The 16,441-nt window shown below is 38.6% G+C and carries 14 protein-coding genes; 7 read left to right on the top strand and 7 right to left on the bottom strand.

The features are described 5' to 3' along the window. Positions 1-238 precede the first annotated feature (238 nt). Positions 239-982: a hypothetical protein gene (locus B5D82_RS10130; RefSeq protein ID WP_081151281.1), complete on the top strand. Its 744-nt coding sequence runs from the start codon at positions 239-241 to the stop codon at positions 980-982. 111 nt (positions 983-1,093) lie between these two features. On the opposite strand, the gene purD is transcribed toward B5D82_RS10130, so the two are convergent. The 6 genes from purD to prmA all read right to left on the bottom strand — a co-directional run bounded on the left by purD (position 1,094) and on the right by prmA (position 7,662). Beyond that, positions 1,094-2,380 (bottom strand): phosphoribosylamine--glycine ligase, encoded by a 1,287-nt coding sequence (gene purD, locus B5D82_RS10125; protein ID WP_081151279.1) that lies wholly within the window; start codon positions 2,378-2,380, stop codon positions 1,094-1,096. Positions 2,381-2,445: 65 nt separating this feature from the next. Further along, positions 2,446-3,273 carry a class I SAM-dependent methyltransferase gene (locus B5D82_RS10120; protein WP_081151278.1) on the bottom strand — a complete coding sequence of 276 codons (828 nt, stop codon included), beginning with the start codon at positions 3,271-3,273 and terminating at the stop codon, positions 2,446-2,448. 226 nt (positions 3,274-3,499) lie between these two features. Further along, complete coding sequence (gene purH, locus B5D82_RS10115; protein WP_081151276.1) at positions 3,500-5,095, bottom strand: bifunctional phosphoribosylaminoimidazolecarboxamide formyltransferase/IMP cyclohydrolase; 1,596 nt, start codon at positions 5,093-5,095, stop codon at positions 3,500-3,502. Positions 5,096-5,313: 218 nt separating this feature from the next. Next, positions 5,314-5,601, bottom strand: coding sequence for a DNA-binding transcriptional regulator Fis (gene fis, locus B5D82_RS10110; RefSeq protein WP_044832893.1), 288 nt, complete (start codon positions 5,599-5,601; stop codon positions 5,314-5,316). Positions 5,602-5,606: 5 nt separating this feature from the next. Further along, complete coding sequence (gene dusB, locus B5D82_RS10105; protein ID WP_081151275.1) at positions 5,607-6,584, bottom strand: tRNA dihydrouridine synthase DusB; 978 nt, start codon at positions 6,582-6,584, stop codon at positions 5,607-5,609. A 196-nt stretch (positions 6,585-6,780) separates the two neighbouring features. After that, a complete protein-coding gene (prmA, locus tag B5D82_RS10100; RefSeq protein WP_081151273.1) occupies positions 6,781-7,662 on the bottom strand; it encodes a 50S ribosomal protein L11 methyltransferase in 882 nt (293 codons plus the stop codon). A 186-nt stretch (positions 7,663-7,848) separates the two neighbouring features. On the opposite strand from prmA, the gene B5D82_RS10095 reads away from it, so the two are divergent. From B5D82_RS10095 to B5D82_RS10070, 6 genes are all read left to right on the top strand, one after another. After that, on the top strand, positions 7,849-8,331 hold the full coding sequence (locus tag B5D82_RS10095) for a putative 4-hydroxy-4-methyl-2-oxoglutarate aldolase (RefSeq protein WP_081151272.1): 483 nt from the start codon (positions 7,849-7,851) through the stop codon (positions 8,329-8,331). 66 nt (positions 8,332-8,397) lie between these two features. Further along, positions 8,398-9,363, top strand: coding sequence for an NAD(P)-dependent oxidoreductase (locus B5D82_RS10090; protein WP_081151270.1), 966 nt, complete (start codon positions 8,398-8,400; stop codon positions 9,361-9,363). 675 nt (positions 9,364-10,038) lie between these two features. Next, complete coding sequence (locus B5D82_RS10085; RefSeq protein ID WP_081151269.1) at positions 10,039-10,575, top strand: hypothetical protein; 537 nt, start codon at positions 10,039-10,041, stop codon at positions 10,573-10,575. Next, positions 10,575-12,332, top strand: a complete 1,758-nt coding sequence (locus B5D82_RS10080; RefSeq protein ID WP_081151267.1) for an OmpA family protein — start codon at positions 10,575-10,577, stop codon at positions 12,330-12,332. The genes B5D82_RS10085 and B5D82_RS10080 overlap by 1 nt, the downstream gene beginning before the upstream one ends. Positions 12,333-12,465: 133 nt before the next feature. Beyond that, entirely contained in the window at positions 12,466-12,960 is a 495-nt protein-coding gene (locus tag B5D82_RS10075) for a Rab family GTPase (RefSeq protein ID WP_081151265.1), read from the top strand. Positions 12,961-12,964: 4 nt separating this feature from the next. Further along, positions 12,965-15,100, top strand: a complete 2,136-nt coding sequence (locus tag B5D82_RS10070) for a sensor domain-containing protein (protein WP_081151264.1) — start codon at positions 12,965-12,967, stop codon at positions 15,098-15,100. Between the two features lie 105 nt (positions 15,101-15,205). Here the strand turns inward: B5D82_RS10070 and B5D82_RS10065 are convergent, their stop codons facing one another. After that, positions 15,206-16,432 (bottom strand): SAM-dependent methyltransferase, encoded by a 1,227-nt coding sequence (locus B5D82_RS10065; RefSeq protein WP_094122790.1) that lies wholly within the window; start codon positions 16,430-16,432, stop codon positions 15,206-15,208. Between the last annotated feature and the right edge of the window lie 9 nt (positions 16,433-16,441).

Raw genomic sequence — 16,441 nt, 5'->3', positions numbered from 1 at the left:
CATTTAATTTCTAAAAAGTGTTTGTTTGCTTTTTAATTGAACTAATCGACTAGTTTACAGACTAATAAGTGTGTAGTTAGCCGAAGTTGGTTAACAGTTTACCTAAAAATGTTTATTCTTATGTACAAATAAACAGGAGATATATAGTAATTTATACTCTATATTGGTTTGTACATAAGAATAATAACCTACAAGCACAGTGGAATTCATCACGATGTTTGTGCAGAGAGCATAGCAAATGAAAAAATTACTCATCTTGTTAATGCTTGCTGGCATTAGTAGTACGGTTGTGGCGAAGGATGTTGCCGAATATAAACAGGAACGTTTAATAGCTAAGATATTAAACCAACAAGTAAAGAAACATAGAACAATACAAAGTAGTGTCCATGCAATACTTTCACGCTATCCAGAAAAAGTTGATGTCGTTATGGCTGTTGCATTTGCTCGCTATCCTGAAGAATATCGACAAATCATGTTAGGCGCTTTATCAGCACAGCCTGTTTTAGCCTGTGATGTAATAGAGAACTCTATTAAAGCTAAAGTAGCTCCGAGTAGTGAATTGGTTGAAATAGCTATAACAGCTGAACCTGCTTATGCTCAAGAAATAGTTAATACTGCCGTTCGGTTTAATCCAACTGAAATTGAAAATATTGTCCGAGTAGCCATACGTACAGAACCCTACGACAGCAGTAATATCGTAAACAACACTGTATCTAGTTACCCAAGCAAAATTTTAAATATTTTAACAGCGGCTATTACAGCACTTCCAGAGCAAGCAACGAATATAGTGAAAGATATTTTAGCTTTATTTCCTAATCAAGCCGACACCGTAGTTAAAGCTGCCGTTCTTCAAAGTTCTGATAGCCATAATAATGGTATTGTAAATGCGGCTATTGACTCAGGATATGATAGGGATTCTGCAATTGCTGCAGCCGTAGCGGGTGGAGCTAAAAAAGAAACCTTGGCTAAATTAGAAAATTAATCATTGTTCACTTGCTAATTTAATTGGCATAACACATTTCAGGACGGGACACGTTCTATAAAAAAGCCCAGTAATTACTGGGCTTTTTTTATCAACTTTTCATGAAATCAATTAACGTTGTTCACGTTCGATTGCTCGATAAGCGATATCTGTTCGATACTCAACACCTTGCCAAGAAATTTCCTGCAATAATTCATAGGCTGCTTGTTGCGCTTGCGTAACATTATTACCTAATGCTGTTGCACACAATACTCGTCCACCTGCAGTTACTATAGCGCCATCTTTTTCAGCTGTTCCGGCATGAAATGTTTTTCGATCGGTTGCTTTATTGGTATCTAAGCCCGAAATAACATCGCCTTTTGGGTAACTTGCTGGATATTTAGCTGCCGCCATTACAACACCTACGGCTGGGCGTGGATCAAAATCAATCGTTGCTTTGTCTAATTCGCCACGACAAGCCATCATACACAACTCAACAAGATCAGATTTTAATCGCATCATGATTGGTTGAGTTTCAGGGTCACCAAAGCGACAATTATATTCAATAACTTTCGGTGTGCCATCAGTATCAATCATCAAGCCTGCGTATAAAAAGCCAGTATAAGGTGCGCCTTCTCTGGCCATACCTTCAACGGTAGGCATAATAACTTCATTCATAGCGCGTTGATGAATTTCAGGGGTAACAACTGGTGCGGGAGAATATGCGCCCATACCACCTGTGTTTGGTCCTTTATCACCATTGTAAGCACGCTTATGATCTTGGCTAGTAGCAAATGCTAATACATTTTTACCATCCACCATAACAATAAAACTGGCTTCTTCACCTTCTAAAAATTCTTCAATCACTACGCGATGTCCTGCGTCACCAAAAGCATTACCAGCCAGCATATCCTGAATCGCATCTTCCGCTTCTTGAAGTGTCATAGCAACAATAACGCCTTTGCCTGCTGCAAGACCATCGGCCTTAACAACAATAGGGGCGCCTTGCGCTCGAACATAAGCAAGTGCAGGTTCAATTTCAGTGAAATTTTGATAACTGCCAGTTGGAATATTGTTTCTTGCCAGGAAGTCTTTAGTAAAGGATTTAGAACCTTCAAGTTGTGCAGCTTTTGCACTGGGTCCGAATATCATTAAGCCTTCTGCTTGGAAAGCATCAACTACACCGTCGACAAGCGGTTGTTCAGGTCCAACAATAGTTAAAGCCACTTGATTGCATTTAGCAAAGTCGACTAAGGCTGGGATATCGCCAGCAGATATCGCGATATTTTCCAATTTAGCTTCTGTAGCTGTTCCTGCATTACCTGGGGCAACAAATACTTTTGTTACTGAAGATGATTGTGCAGCTTTCCATGCTAGAGCATGTTCACGACCGCCACTACCAATTACCAAAACATTCATTAACTTTAATTCCTAGTTGGTTAAGTCGCTATAACCTATCGAAGTCAGGTTATAGCGATTCAATATTATTTTACAAATTTTAATGTCATGCGATCACTTTCGCCAATCGCCATATATTTAGCTTTATCTTCATCACCTAAGCGTAAAACTGGTGGTAAAGTCCAAACACCTTTCGGATAAACAGCCATATCTTTTGCGTTGGCATTTATTTCACTGCTAGCTGCCAATGTAAAACCAGCCGCTTTTGCTTGTTCAATAGTTTTGCTTTGCGATACATAGCCAACTGCGCTTTTAGGATCTACGCCTTCAGGTAAGCGATGCTCAACCACACCTAACACGCCACCTTTTTTCAATGCTTTGTAAGCATCTTTAAAGGCTTGTTCTACCCCCTCATCACGCCAGTTATGTAAATTACGAAATGTCAGCACCATATCGGCGGTGCCTGCAGGCGCAAGTTCACTTGCTTGGCGTGGCACAAAGTTCGTCAATTCCACTTCACTAAAAACCGCGTTACCGGCTAACTTTTCAACTAATTGTTTGCGTGAATTGCTGTAATAGTTATCTTCGCCAGTGTCAGGGTATTGAGCACCGTAAAGTTTACCTTTACCTTTTACTGCTGGCGCTAAAATTTCGGTATACCAACCACCGCCAGGTGTTATTTCAACTATGGTCATTGACGGATTAAAACCAAAAAATTCTAAGGTTTCTTTCGGATGGCGGTATTCATCACGTGCTTTGTTAGTTGCAGACCGGTGATCTCCAGCGATAGCTTGTTCAAGCTGACTTTGATGATGAGCATCTTGATGAGCGTTAACAAAACCAGAGCATAATAAAGTTGCAGACACGATTGACGCGGTAAAAGCTTTTTTGAACGTTTGAGCTGTTGTATGCATTGTTATCTTCCATTAACTAGTAAATTTTTATAGAAGCTAGTTATAGCAGATTTCTTTCAGATGTTCAGTGCCGAAAGTCTTATCTTATCGACAAAAAACGGCATTTAAACTTAATTACGTGTGTCTAAATATTAATTTTGCACTACACACACGTATATTTCGATTTTCATAACAACTATGCCCAGGTAATAACACTACCTGAGCATAGTTTATTCATTCAGCCGATTTAATGGCGGAAGTGACGCATGCCAGTGAATACCATCGCAATATTATGTTCATCTGCTGCAGCAATAACTTCATCGTCACGCATTGAACCACCAGGTTGAATTACCGCAGTAATGCCGGCTTCAGCAGCTGCATCTAAACCATCGCGAAATGGGAAAAATGCATCTGACGCCATTACCGAACCAGCAACTTCTAGATTTTCATCCGCGGCTTTAATACCAGCCACTTTAGCAGAATATACTCGGCTCATTTGGCCAGCACCGACACCGATAGTCGTGCTATTTTTAACGTAAACAATAGCGTTTGATTTAACATATTTCGCTACTTTCCAACAAAATTGTAAATCGCGCATTTCTTCTGCGGTAGGTTGACGTTTAGTTACTACCGTTAAGTCATCACTTGTAACACTACCTTGGTCAGTATCTTGTACTAATAAACCACCGTTAACGCGTTTAAAGTCAAAGCCTGTTGTTTTAGTATCCCATTGACCACATTTTAGTAAACGCAGATTAGGTTTAGTCGCCACAATTTTTGCAGCAGCATCAGAAATGCTTGGAGCGATAATAACTTCAACAAATTGACGAGAAACAATCGCTTGGGCTGTCTCTGCATCTAACTCACGGTTAAACGCAATAATGCCGCCAAATGCAGACGTAGGGTCTGTTTTATACGCGCCTTCATAAGCAGCTAAAATATCATCACCAATAGCAACGCCACATGGGTTTGCATGTTTAACGATAACGCATGCTGGCTCATCAAATTCTTTAACACATTCTAAAGCGGCATCCGTATCAGCAATGTTGTTATACGATAAGGCTTTGCCCTGTAATTGAGTTGCCGTAGAAACTGAAGCTTCTTCAGGACTTGCCTCAACATAAAATGCTGCGTCTTGATGCGAGTTTTCACCGTAACGTAAATCTTGCTTTTTAATAAACTGGCTATTAAAAGTACGTGGAAACTTTTGTTTATCTACGCTAACAGCTTCATCACTGTTATATGCTGGTAACATTTTACCAAAGTAATTAGCAATCATACCGTCGTAAGCAGCCGTATGTTCATAGGCAGCAATAGCTAAGTCAAAACGAGTTTGATAAACCAAAGAGCCATTGTTCACCGCCATTTCAGCTAAAACACGAGCATAATCATGAGCATTGACAACAATGGTCACATCTTTATGATTTTTAGCTGCGGCGCGCACCATAGTTGGCCCGCCAATATCGATGTTTTCAATGGCATTTTCTAATGAACAATTTTCATCAGCAACGGCATTAGCGAATGGGTAAAGGTTAACCACAACGAGATCAATAGCGCTGATATCATTTTCAGTCATCACTGTTTCGTCGATACCACGACGCGCTAAAATACCACCATGAACTTTCGGGTGTAAGGTTTTAACTCGACCATCCATAATTTCTGGATGACCTGTGTAATCAGATACTTCTGTTACTTTAATGCCATTTTCAGCCAATAACTTCGCAGTACCACCTGTTGATAAAAGGTCGACACCTTTTTCTGATAACGAGCGAGCAAATTCAACAATACCGGTTTTGTCTGAAACACTTAATAGTGCACGTTTGATTGGGCGTGGTGTATCCATGGTTTTTCTAATTACCTATAAATTAAAATAAAATGGTTATCTGATCTATGACACATGTCCGTAGCATTGAGTAATACGCTATATCTCGTCCATTATCATTGTGATGTTTATTTACTGTTAGCGGGATTAAAGTTGACTAACTGGATAACTTTTACATCCCTCAAAACAAAAAAGCACCCGAGGGTGCTTTTAATTGACAGGCTAACCTGTCGTACTTCTTAGTTCATGCCGTATTTTTTTAACTTTTTACGTAAAGTACCGCGGTTGATGCCTAATAAGTTAGCTGCGCGGGTTTGGTTACCACGCGTGTATTGCATGACTTCTTCAAGCATTGGCGCTTCAATTTCTGAAAGTACAAGGTCGTACATATCATCAACGTCATTACCGTTTAACTGTGACAAGTAGTTTTTAATAGCTACTTTCGCTTGTGTGCGTAAAGGCGAGGCCTTTGTCTGAGTTTGTAGATCACCGGTAATAAATGGAGAGGAAATATTTTGTTCAAACATAAAGTTCAGACTCTTTCTAAAGTTAAATTATCAAAATACATAGTTAATGCGTCAAGTTGTTCAGTAACTGACTCGAGTGCATTAAAAATAGAACGAAACGATTTTCCTTGTTCATGCGTTTGCATGTACCAAGAAACATGTTTACGGGCAAAACGTACACCCATAAATTCACCGTAAAATTTGTGTAATTCCATTACATGCCCAATTAAAATTGAACGCACTTCATCCGTTGAAGGAGCAGGCAAATGCCTACCCGTTTTCAAAAAATGATTAATTTCTCGAAAAATCCAAGGTCTCCCTTGGGCACCACGACCAACCATAATGGCATCAGCCCCAGTGTAATTCAGCACTTGTTCCGCTTTTTCCGCACAAGTAACATCGCCATTAGCAACAACAGGAATATTCACCGCTTGCTTAATTGCTTTAATGGTTTCGTATTCCGCATTGCCTTTATAAAAGTCATTACGAGTACGACCATGCACAGCAAGTGATTGTATTCCGTTATATTCGGCGATATTGGCTATTTCAATACCGTTGCGAGTGTTTTCACACCAGCCAGTTCGAATTTTCAACGTTACAGGAATATCTACCGCATTAACCACAGCTTTAATAATTAGCTCGACTAACGAGGGTTCTTTCAGTAACGCTGAACCTGCTAATTTTTTATTTACCTTTTTTGCCGGGCAGCCCATATTGATATCAATAATTTGAGCGCCATTATCAGCATTGACCTTAGCAGCAAAAGCTAATTCTTCAGGATCTGAACCGGCAATTTGCACGGAACGTATACCTGCTTCTTTACTATGCAACATACGGCGCTGAGATTTACCGGTATTCCACACTTTTGGATTAGATGACATCATTTCTGATACTGCTAACCCTGCCCCCATCTGACAACATAATTGTCTGAAAGGTTGATCAGTAATTCCCGCCATGGGTGCCAGCATGGTATTGCTTGCTAAAGTGTATGGACCTATCTTCACGCTGTTGTTTTTTTGAGCTACTATTCAAAAGGGCGCTAAGTTTACGTGTTTTTTTTAGGATTGAAAAGGATATAAATTGAACAAAAAGCGCTTTTTTTCACGTTTTTCATATTGACATTTTATAAAGTGTTATTGCGAGCAGTTTCTGTACAAGTTGATAACAAAACCTGCTCATTTTTTAAGATGTTTTACACAACTATTTACGAACACCTGATAAACGCACCCATTCGTCTTGAATAGTTATCGGGTCCATCTGGCAAAATTCACCATATATCGTTTGTAATTGTTGGGCTTGTTCTTCTAAAACACCGGATAAAGCAAGCACACCTTTACTAGCGACATACTCAATAATCACCGGAGCAAGTTCACGTAATGGTCCGGCCAAAATATTTGCCACGACGACATCAGCTTTAAACTCAGGTTGGTCTTTCGGTAAAAATAACGCTAAACGGTCTTCACAATGGTTACGTTTTGCGTTTTCTAAACTGGCTTGTAGTGCTTGTGGATCGATATCGATACCGATAACTTTTTTCGCACCTAATTTCAGCGCGGCTAACGATAAAATACCTGAGCCGCAACCGAAATCGACGACGGTTTTACCTTCAAGGTCTAGGCCATCAAGCCAAGTTAAGCATAAAGCTGTGGTTGGGTGTGTTCCGGTACCAAAGGCTAAGCCGGGATCGAGCATAACATTAACTGCACTCGGATCTGGTACTTCACGCCAACTCGGGCATACCCATAAACGTTGGCCGAATTTCATAGGATGAAAGTTGTCCATCCATTCGCGTTCCCAGTCTTTATCTTCAAGTTGCTCAAGCTTGTATGCCATATTGGCTTTATCTGGATGAATACCTTTTAAGTAATTCAAGACTTTATCCATATCGTGACCTGCATCATATAAGCCCATCACGACGGTATTATTCCAATAGATAACTTCATCACCAGGTAGCGGCTCATATATAGGTGTATCTTGAGCGTCAATAAAGGTAACGGCTTGTGCACCACACGCACTGAGCCAATCACTATATTTCTCGGCAGTTTCTTCATCAGCACTTAATCTAAGCTGGATCCAGGGCATGTTTCTTCTCATTAAAATTTTTTTGCTAGTTTATCATTCTCTACCGCGACAAAACAGCCACTTTAGCCATATACTAATCTAATAATTGCGATAAACTTGATGTCTTAATGAACATTGCCAGCTTAGTAGCTAGCACTTGTTTAAGCACAGTCGCCTACTTAAATTATTCACACTGTAAGGATTAAAATGCTAGATCTTCTCCCCGACTTATTCGACGAGCATGCTGATAAGCTTGCTTTGGCTGCTCCTATCTTTAAAGACTACGGTGGGAATACACTATTCCATGGCGAAATTGTTACCGTTAGCTGCTTTAACGATAATTCCAGAGTTAAAGAGCTTGTTGCTACTGATGGTACCAATAAAGTGATGGTCGTTGATGGTAAAGCGAGTATCACTAATGCCTTACTCGGCGACATGTTAGCAGAGCTTGCCGTAAAAAATGGTTGGCAGGCCATTGTGATTAATGGCTGTATTCGAGATGCAGGTACCATAGCGACTTTACCCATCGCAGTAAAAGCGCTTGGCTGCTGTCCAATTAAAACTGAAAAGTTAGGCCAAGGTGAAGTTAACCAAGTTATTAGCTTTGCCAACCTAAGCTTTACACCTGGTCAATATATATATGGTGATAGCAATGGTTTAGCCATTAGCAAAGCATTAATAGCCTTTTAATGACAATAACCTGAGTAAAGTCAGTATCGCTAAGATTCAAAATACGCCAATAGTTAGAGATTAATAATGAAGTACTTCCCCATATACCTAGATGCAAAACATATTGATGCCATGATTATAGGTGGCGGCGAAGTAGCTGCACGTAAAATAGAATTACTCTTGAAATCGACAGCTAACATTTCTGTTATGTCTGAAACGCTTAATAGCAGTGTTCAGCGTTTAGTGAATGAACATCAATTAACTTGGCTCAAACATAATTATCAGCCCGGCCACCTTAACAATAGTAATATTGTTATTGCTGCAACAGACAGTATTGAAGTCAATGGCGCGGTAGCTGCAGAAAGCACGCAATTAAAATTACTCACCAATGTTGTCGATCAACCTGAACTATGTACCTATATAACACCAGCAATTATTGATCGAAGTCCTATTATTATAGCAATGTCGAGTTCTGGTAGCGCCCCTATTCTCCTGCGAATGTTACGTGAGCAAATCGAGAAAACATTACCTAATGGCTATGGCAAGTTGGCTGAATTTTCTTTTAAATTTAGAGATCATGTTAAAGCGCGCATAAAAGGGTTGCGCGACCGACGCACGTTTTGGGAACGGACTTTACGAGGCAATATCGGACAAGCAATTTTAGCGGGTGAAACAACCTTGGCTGAACAACAGTTAATTGCCAGTTTGAAAACACAAACACCGCCACCCAGTGGTGAAATTGTTTTTATACATACCGGTGACGGTAATCCCGATCACTTAACACTTTACGCTCATAGAGAAATGCAATTTGCTGATGCTGTTTTTTACGATAAAGAAGTCAATACCGACCTGATCGAATATATTAGACGTGACGCCAGTAAGTATCCTCAAGACATAGCCTCAAACATATTAATTAATGTGCAACACGTTTTAGATTTAGCAGAGCAAGGCGAGAAGGTTATATACTTATTGAGTGGCACTATCGAATTACCAGAAAATAAAACCTTGGCACAAAGCCCCATTCCAAAAAAGTACATATATAGTGGTAGCTAATACTCTTAAAACAAAGCCTAGTGTCGATGCCCCTGATTAAGGGGCCTTGTAAGATGCTGAATGGGCAAAGAAAAACCTTGGTTAATCATCGCCGCTAAAAATCAAATACTGACGCTATCACCAATATCAGCATAATCTGTACTTTGATAAGTTGAGTACTGTTTAAATGTTGATACTCTCTTTGCTAGCTTTCATACATAGTGCACTTCAAGTAAATAACCGATATTTTTCTGTGAAACAAGTTGCATGAATTATCCGAGCAGTAGAAATAATCCCTGTCGACAAGCTCTTGATTTCAGCTGTTTCTAATGACGTAATTGATTCATTAGCGCTAACGATTGAACAATCTCCAAGAGCAATCTCTTCATCAACGATGACTACTTTAAGACATAGGTGTGACAGGGGCTTAGTAGCCTAATTATTGAAAATACAGGTGAGTCTGCATTAATAGACATTGACGTTATGCTACTTTGCATTGAACGGCGTTTAACATAGCGCTTACTCTAGATATTAAATAATGACATTACATTCGAATTATAGACAAACATTAACAAGTGTAATAATGTTGATAATAGTATAGTTTCTAATAACTAAATACGTGAAAAACAGGATGTTTTAGAATTTTGCGTTACACTAAATTTATCATAAAAGTCTAATTAAAATGGAATGTAGTAGATGTCTAACAATAAAAACACTAAAAAAGAACCACAACAAAATGAAGCGCCTGTTGATGAGCTTGACCAGCTTAGACAAATTGTATTTGGCGTAGCCGAGCAACAATTAAAAAAACAAATTGCATTAACGCGCAGTGATTTGGAGCATGCACTCAATACACAAAGCATTAGCTTTACTCATCGCTTAGATAAAATGCAGGAAAATATCAACCAACGATTTTCTGATATTGAGCAACAAATACAACACTTAGATAAAACCCATGATGATAATGAATTGGTTATTCAAAAAGATCTTGCCAATTTAGCGTCTGAACATGAGATGTTTGCCACGGCGACCCAACAAGACTTTAAAACGATGGAACAGTCTCTTGATAGTGGCAGTCAAACTCTCTCACGTAACTTCAATGAACAGCTTGAACAATTAAAAACCCACCTTGAAAGTGTATCAAAAGAGCTTAGTTCATCAAAAACCGATAGAAAAACACTCGCTAAATTACTAGCAACCATGGCGACTAATTTAGAAGATGACGAATTATAATGTCAACCGATGCAGAAAAAGAAGCTGAGTCAGCACAACAACTAGACAAAGTTCGCACGCTACTGCTTGGTAAAGATAATAGTAGAATTACAGAAAGTATAAAAAGAGATGCTCGCAAAATAGTAGCTGAGGTTATTACTGAGGCATTACGTGATAGACAAAAACAAGATAAGTCAGTAGATAAAGTACTCCAACCCTTCGTCGAAGACTCAGTGCAAATATCTGTCGCTCACAATAGTGAGCAAATGGTTATCTCTTTATATCCCATTGTTGGTAGTTTAGTCAGAAAATCTGTTGCGGCTTTTCTCAGTGACTTTATGGAAAAAACCAATCAGCTATTGGAAAACAGCCTGACAATAAAAGGCCTAAAATGGCGACTTAGAGCTCGACAAGGTGGCGTTAGTTACGCACAGTATGCAGCCTCTCAAACTTTTGTTTATCGAGTTGAACATGTTTTTCTTATTCATAGAGAAACCGGTTTACTTTTAAATACCGTCGCATTAGATAATGAAAACAAAAGTGATGCTGATGTAGTATCGGCAATGCTAACAGCAATTAATGACTTTGTAGGTGACTCATTTATAACTAACGATGATCGACTCAAAGAGCAATTACAATCGGTGAGTACCGAAAACTTTAATTTACTGATAAAACCAGGCCCAAGTGCGCTTGTCGTTGCCGCCGTCAGCGGAAATCCCCCCCAAAGTATAAGTGACCAATTACAGTTGACGGTTGAAAACATCCATAGTTTGTACATTGAAGAACTCAAGAGCTTTAACGGCGATAACCAACAGTTTGAGAATACCGACAGCCTGCTACGTGACTGCCTATTATCAGAACAAAAAATAGCTACCCCCAATAAGAAAAAAACACCTTGGTTTGCTTGGGCAATAGTTTTACTAGTATTGTTATACGCAGGATACCAAAGCTATAACTGGCTAAAAAGCACTCAGCTTCACGAAAAAATAATGCAGTTAGACGCCCAGCCTGGGGTCATGATCAAACAACTTAAAATACATAGTCTTGAGAATATAACGCTAGATATTTTACGCGACCCTGATGCCTTGAATATTACTGACTGGCTAAACAGTAATGAAATGAATCCGACACTGTTCAATCTCAATGAACGAAATTACTACTCTTTTGATCCTCCAATTTTACGTCAACGCGCTCAGCGCATCATTAAAGCATATCCAGGTATTACCTTTACTTGGCAAAACGATATGCTTGAACTTGCGGGCACTTTAGATATAACAAAAACAGAACAGTTACTTAATGCCTTAGCCATAGCAGGTTTTACTCCCGATAAAAATTTAAGCACTGAGCAATTACAACTAGCATCAGCCATGCCGATGTTACAAAGTAAGCAGATAAACCAACAAATATTTGATGAAATTATTGGCAGAATAGCCTCACTTCAGCTAAATTTCCCGGTTGCAGTTGAAACTATCACGCCTGAAATGCAACTATCATTGCAACGGCTTTATGAATATATCCAGCAACTTACCCCAATAGCTAAAGCACTTAATATCAATTTTGGCTTATTAATACTGGGCAGCAGCGATAATACCGGCAATAAAACCGCAAATCATATCATTAGCCTCAAAAGAGCAAACAATGCTGCCGAGGTTTTACAACATAAAGGTATAAATAAAGATAAAATATTCGTTTTAGGCTTGGGGCAAATAGAAATTACAGATATCAGTAGTGCGGCAAGAACGGTTATGTTCAATGTAATACATATAAATAACGATTAAAAAAATTAGAGGGTGACTCCGTTGTAAATAGGAGTAGTATTTTACTCATACTTATCGTGCTTATATAATTGATACTCTGCGAGAATTAAAAGCCTAGCAAAACCAGCAAGCTGTCGAACATGGAGATGACGCTTTGATTCAAAAGAAAATCTGCCTTTTAGGGGCTTCCAGTGTTGGAAAAACAAGTTTAGTCAAGCAATTTGTAGAAGGTATTTTTAGTGAAAAGTACCTTACAACCATTGGTGTGAAAATTGATAAAAAAATCATATCGATAGAAAATGAGCAAGTACAGTTCATGATTTGGGATATGGAAGGTAACGACACTTATAATGCTTTCCAAGAAAGGTACTTACGTGGTGCTGCCGCTTATATCATCGTTGTTGATCAAACCCGTACAACTTCACTACATGAAGGTTTAGACATCCACGCCCTTGCTCAGCAAGTCACCAACTGTCCAGCAGTGTTAACCATCAATAAAAGCGATTTACCTGCCACTTGGAATATGGATGATAATGAAAACAAGTCTTATCAAAACTTGTTCGACCTACAGTTTTCGACCAGCGCTAAAACAGGGGCAAATGTAGAAGAAATGTTTGCCGCCTTAGCGAAGCTATTATTAAGGAGTTAATAAGATGACATCGCTACTTAATAAAGTCATAAATGCATTAGAGCAAATTGTTTTAGAAGTTACCGACCCAAACACCGGCACTGTAAAATGGGTGGAAGGCGACGGTGAGTGGGCAAGTGATTTATTTCCAAAATCGAGTAACCAACAGCCATTTACTATTAATGAGGATACACCATTTTTACTCGACTTCCTTTTTGACGCCAAGTCAATATGGCAAGCCGCTGACAATGGTAAATTACGCTCAGGCTTGTGGACCGAAATAACTCAAAACAATAAAGAACTGTATTTAGAAGCGATAGCCATTAAACATGAACAACACAACCTTCTGGTCATAACCAATCAACGAGAAGATTTTGAGTTTCAACAAAAGACAAAACAATTAGCTCGTGAAGTTTTATTATCATACGATCGGCTTTTTTTAAAAAATGAGTATTTACATACCCGTTTACTGTCTATTTTAAAACAACCACCAGAGCAAAGTAATATCTTAAAGGCTTTGACTAAAGTCATTGAAAATGCAGAGTTTGCCGTTTTAATCGCCAGTACTGATTTCACCACGAATATTGAAAACTCAGCCGCAATCAAACTTTTTGATCAAGATTCATTGGTCTCCACAGAGCCTGCTCGTCCCATAGAAATTATTCTAAGGTTAATGCAAAACCAATTACCTGAATACGAGCGAATATTATCCACTAACTCTAGTTGGGATGGTGAATTATGTTGGATATCCCCGCCATCGACACTCAAGTGGCTTAAGGTAGGCTTTTATCCTGTTAAAAATAAACTCAATGAAGTAGAGAATTGGATAATATTCGCCAACGACATCAGTACAATAAAGCACTTAGTGCAGCGAAATGAGCAACTTGCCCTGCAAGATATGTTAACCGAACTCCCAAATCGATTTTCTTTTTTGCAAATGCTAGAAAAACACATAGCTTCCAATCGAGCGTTTTATTTACTGTATATTGATATTAACGAATTTAGACGGCATAACGAGTTTTATGGCCATGACCAAGGCGACAAGCTGCTAATAGAGTTAAGCAAGCGTATCAACTCTGTGATAAAACCTTCAGATTTTATTGCACGGGTTGGCGGCGATGAGTTTGCCATAATTATTAATAATATCGACAGCGAAAAAGCCTGTAAACTGGCGATACAGCGCATTATTGATAGTATAAATAAGCCCTTTCACTCGACAACATCAGAAAGCTTTAATGTCAGTATCAGCATTGGTGCGGCCAATTACCCAAAAGATGCACAAAGTGTTGAAGAATTAATGAAATTTGTCGACTTGAGTGCCTATAACGGCAAGAAAAATAAAAAAAATTCAATCCAATTTTACTCACAATCAATGAAAGATGCTTCACACCATATAATAATAATAGAACAAGAGCTAAGGCAGGCAATCAAGAACAACGAATTTGAGCTGTATTTACAACCTATTATCGATATTAAAACTAATTGTATCAATAAAGCTGAGGCATTGATCCGCTGGAATCATCCAGTAAAAGGTTTAATTAATCCTGATGACTTTATTCCAGTCGCTGAAAGGAGTGGTTTGATTATTGCGATTGGTGAGTGGGTCATTAGCCGATCTTGTCAAATAGCCAAAGAAATAAGTGAACTCGGGTTTAATATTAAAATATCAATGAATCTGTCTCCATCTCAAGTCGCTGATGACAGTTTGTTTTCTTACTTAAGCGCTTGTATTTACGATAACGAAATTAACCCCTGCTTATTAGAGCTAGAAGTAACAGAAGATGTTTTAGTTGATGATTATTCCGTAGCAGAAAAATTATTAAGTAAAGCGAGAACCATTGGTATGAGTGTGTCAGTTGATGACTTTGGTACCGGTTACAGCTCGCTGTCGTATTTAAAAAAATTACCTTTAGATTATTTAAAAATTGACCGTACATTTATTAAAGAAATTGTTGCTGACGATAATGATAAAGCGATAGTACGTGCGGTTATTGCCATGGCACACAACTTAAATTTATGTGTTACAGCAGAAGGTGTAGAAACCCAAGAGCAATTAAGCTTTCTGGTAGACAATGCGTGTAACTCAGTACAAGGTTACATGTTTAGCCGACCAATTAATGTAGATTACTTCATTAAGCTACTCAATGAACAATCGTTATAAAATACGCGTAAAAGGTATCTCGAACGCAGGCGAACTAAGTTAAACGCTAGATACTTTAATTACCCCAATAACTGAAATTTAATCATTGGGGTAATATTAATCTCACTATTTTCTTGCGACTAAATGTACGGTACTGGTTGAGCGTTCAAGAAAAGCACCTTCGCAGTAAGCAAAATAGTAAAGCCAAAGTCGCTTAAACTCTTCATCATAGCCAAAAGGATTAAGCTCAGGCCAAGACTTTAAAAATGCTTCTCGCCAATGAGATAGCGTTTTTGCATAATCTAAGCCGATATCACTTATCGACTCTGTGACTAAATGAGTATGTTCAGTCAGATGTCCTGTCAACACAGAAATAGAGGGCAAAAACCCACCTGGAAATATATAACGCTGAATAAAGTCAACATTGTGTTTGTAATGTTCAAATCGCTGATCAGCAATGGTAATTGACTGAATTAATAATTTTCCGCCTGGCTTTAACCTTTCATTACACTGCTTAAAGAAGCTAGGTAAATATTCAAAACCAACGGCTTCTATCATTTCAATTGAAACCAATTTGTCAAACTCACCGGTCAAGTCACGATAATCTTGTTTTAACAGCGTAATTCTTTCTGTTAGCCCTAATTGTTCAATGCGATTTTTAGCATATTCATGCTGAGCATCAGAAATAGTCGTTGTGGTGACTTTACAGCCATAATGCTGTGCAGCATATATAGCTAACCCGCCCCAACCTGTACCTATTTCTAATAAGTGGTCTTCTGCAGTTAGCTCCAAACGCTGACAAATAGTCGACATTTTGTGTATTTGTGCCTGCGCTAAGTTTGTATCTTTGTTAGGATAAATAGCTGATGAGTACATCATTTCAGGGTCAAGAAACCGGCTATAAAGCTCATTGCCTAAATCGTAATGCGCAAGAATATTCTTTTTTGAACCTGTCTGACTATTGCGATTTCGACGGTGAAGCAAGGCATATTTAAGCTTAGTTAGCCAAGGTTTTTTCTTTTCAAGGCTATCGACTTCCTGCTGAGCGCGGGCAAAGATACGAATAACAGTCGTTAAATTTGGGCTGCTCCATTTTCCAGCAATATAAGCTTCGGCTACGCCAATAGAGCCGCCTTTAACAAAATCTCTATAGACACTACTGTCATGTATATTAATACGACCAAGTAAGGATTTATTTTCAGCAAATTCAGGAAAAAGAAAACGCTGTGCATTATCAACTAATTCAATTTGACCATAGTTGATTTTTGCAAAAGCTGAGAAAACTAAACTACGGCACCGCTTATCTAACCAGTTAGCTTGTTTTTTTATTTTTATCCCTGATATGTTTTCCAACACTAATCT

The organism is Cognaticolwellia beringensis (genome assembly GCF_002076895.1).
GTDB classification, from domain to species: domain Bacteria; phylum Pseudomonadota; class Gammaproteobacteria; order Enterobacterales; family Alteromonadaceae; genus Cognaticolwellia; species Cognaticolwellia beringensis.
The sequence above is the reverse complement of the archived record's forward strand: the minus strand, read 5'-3'. Positions and strand labels throughout refer to the sequence as shown.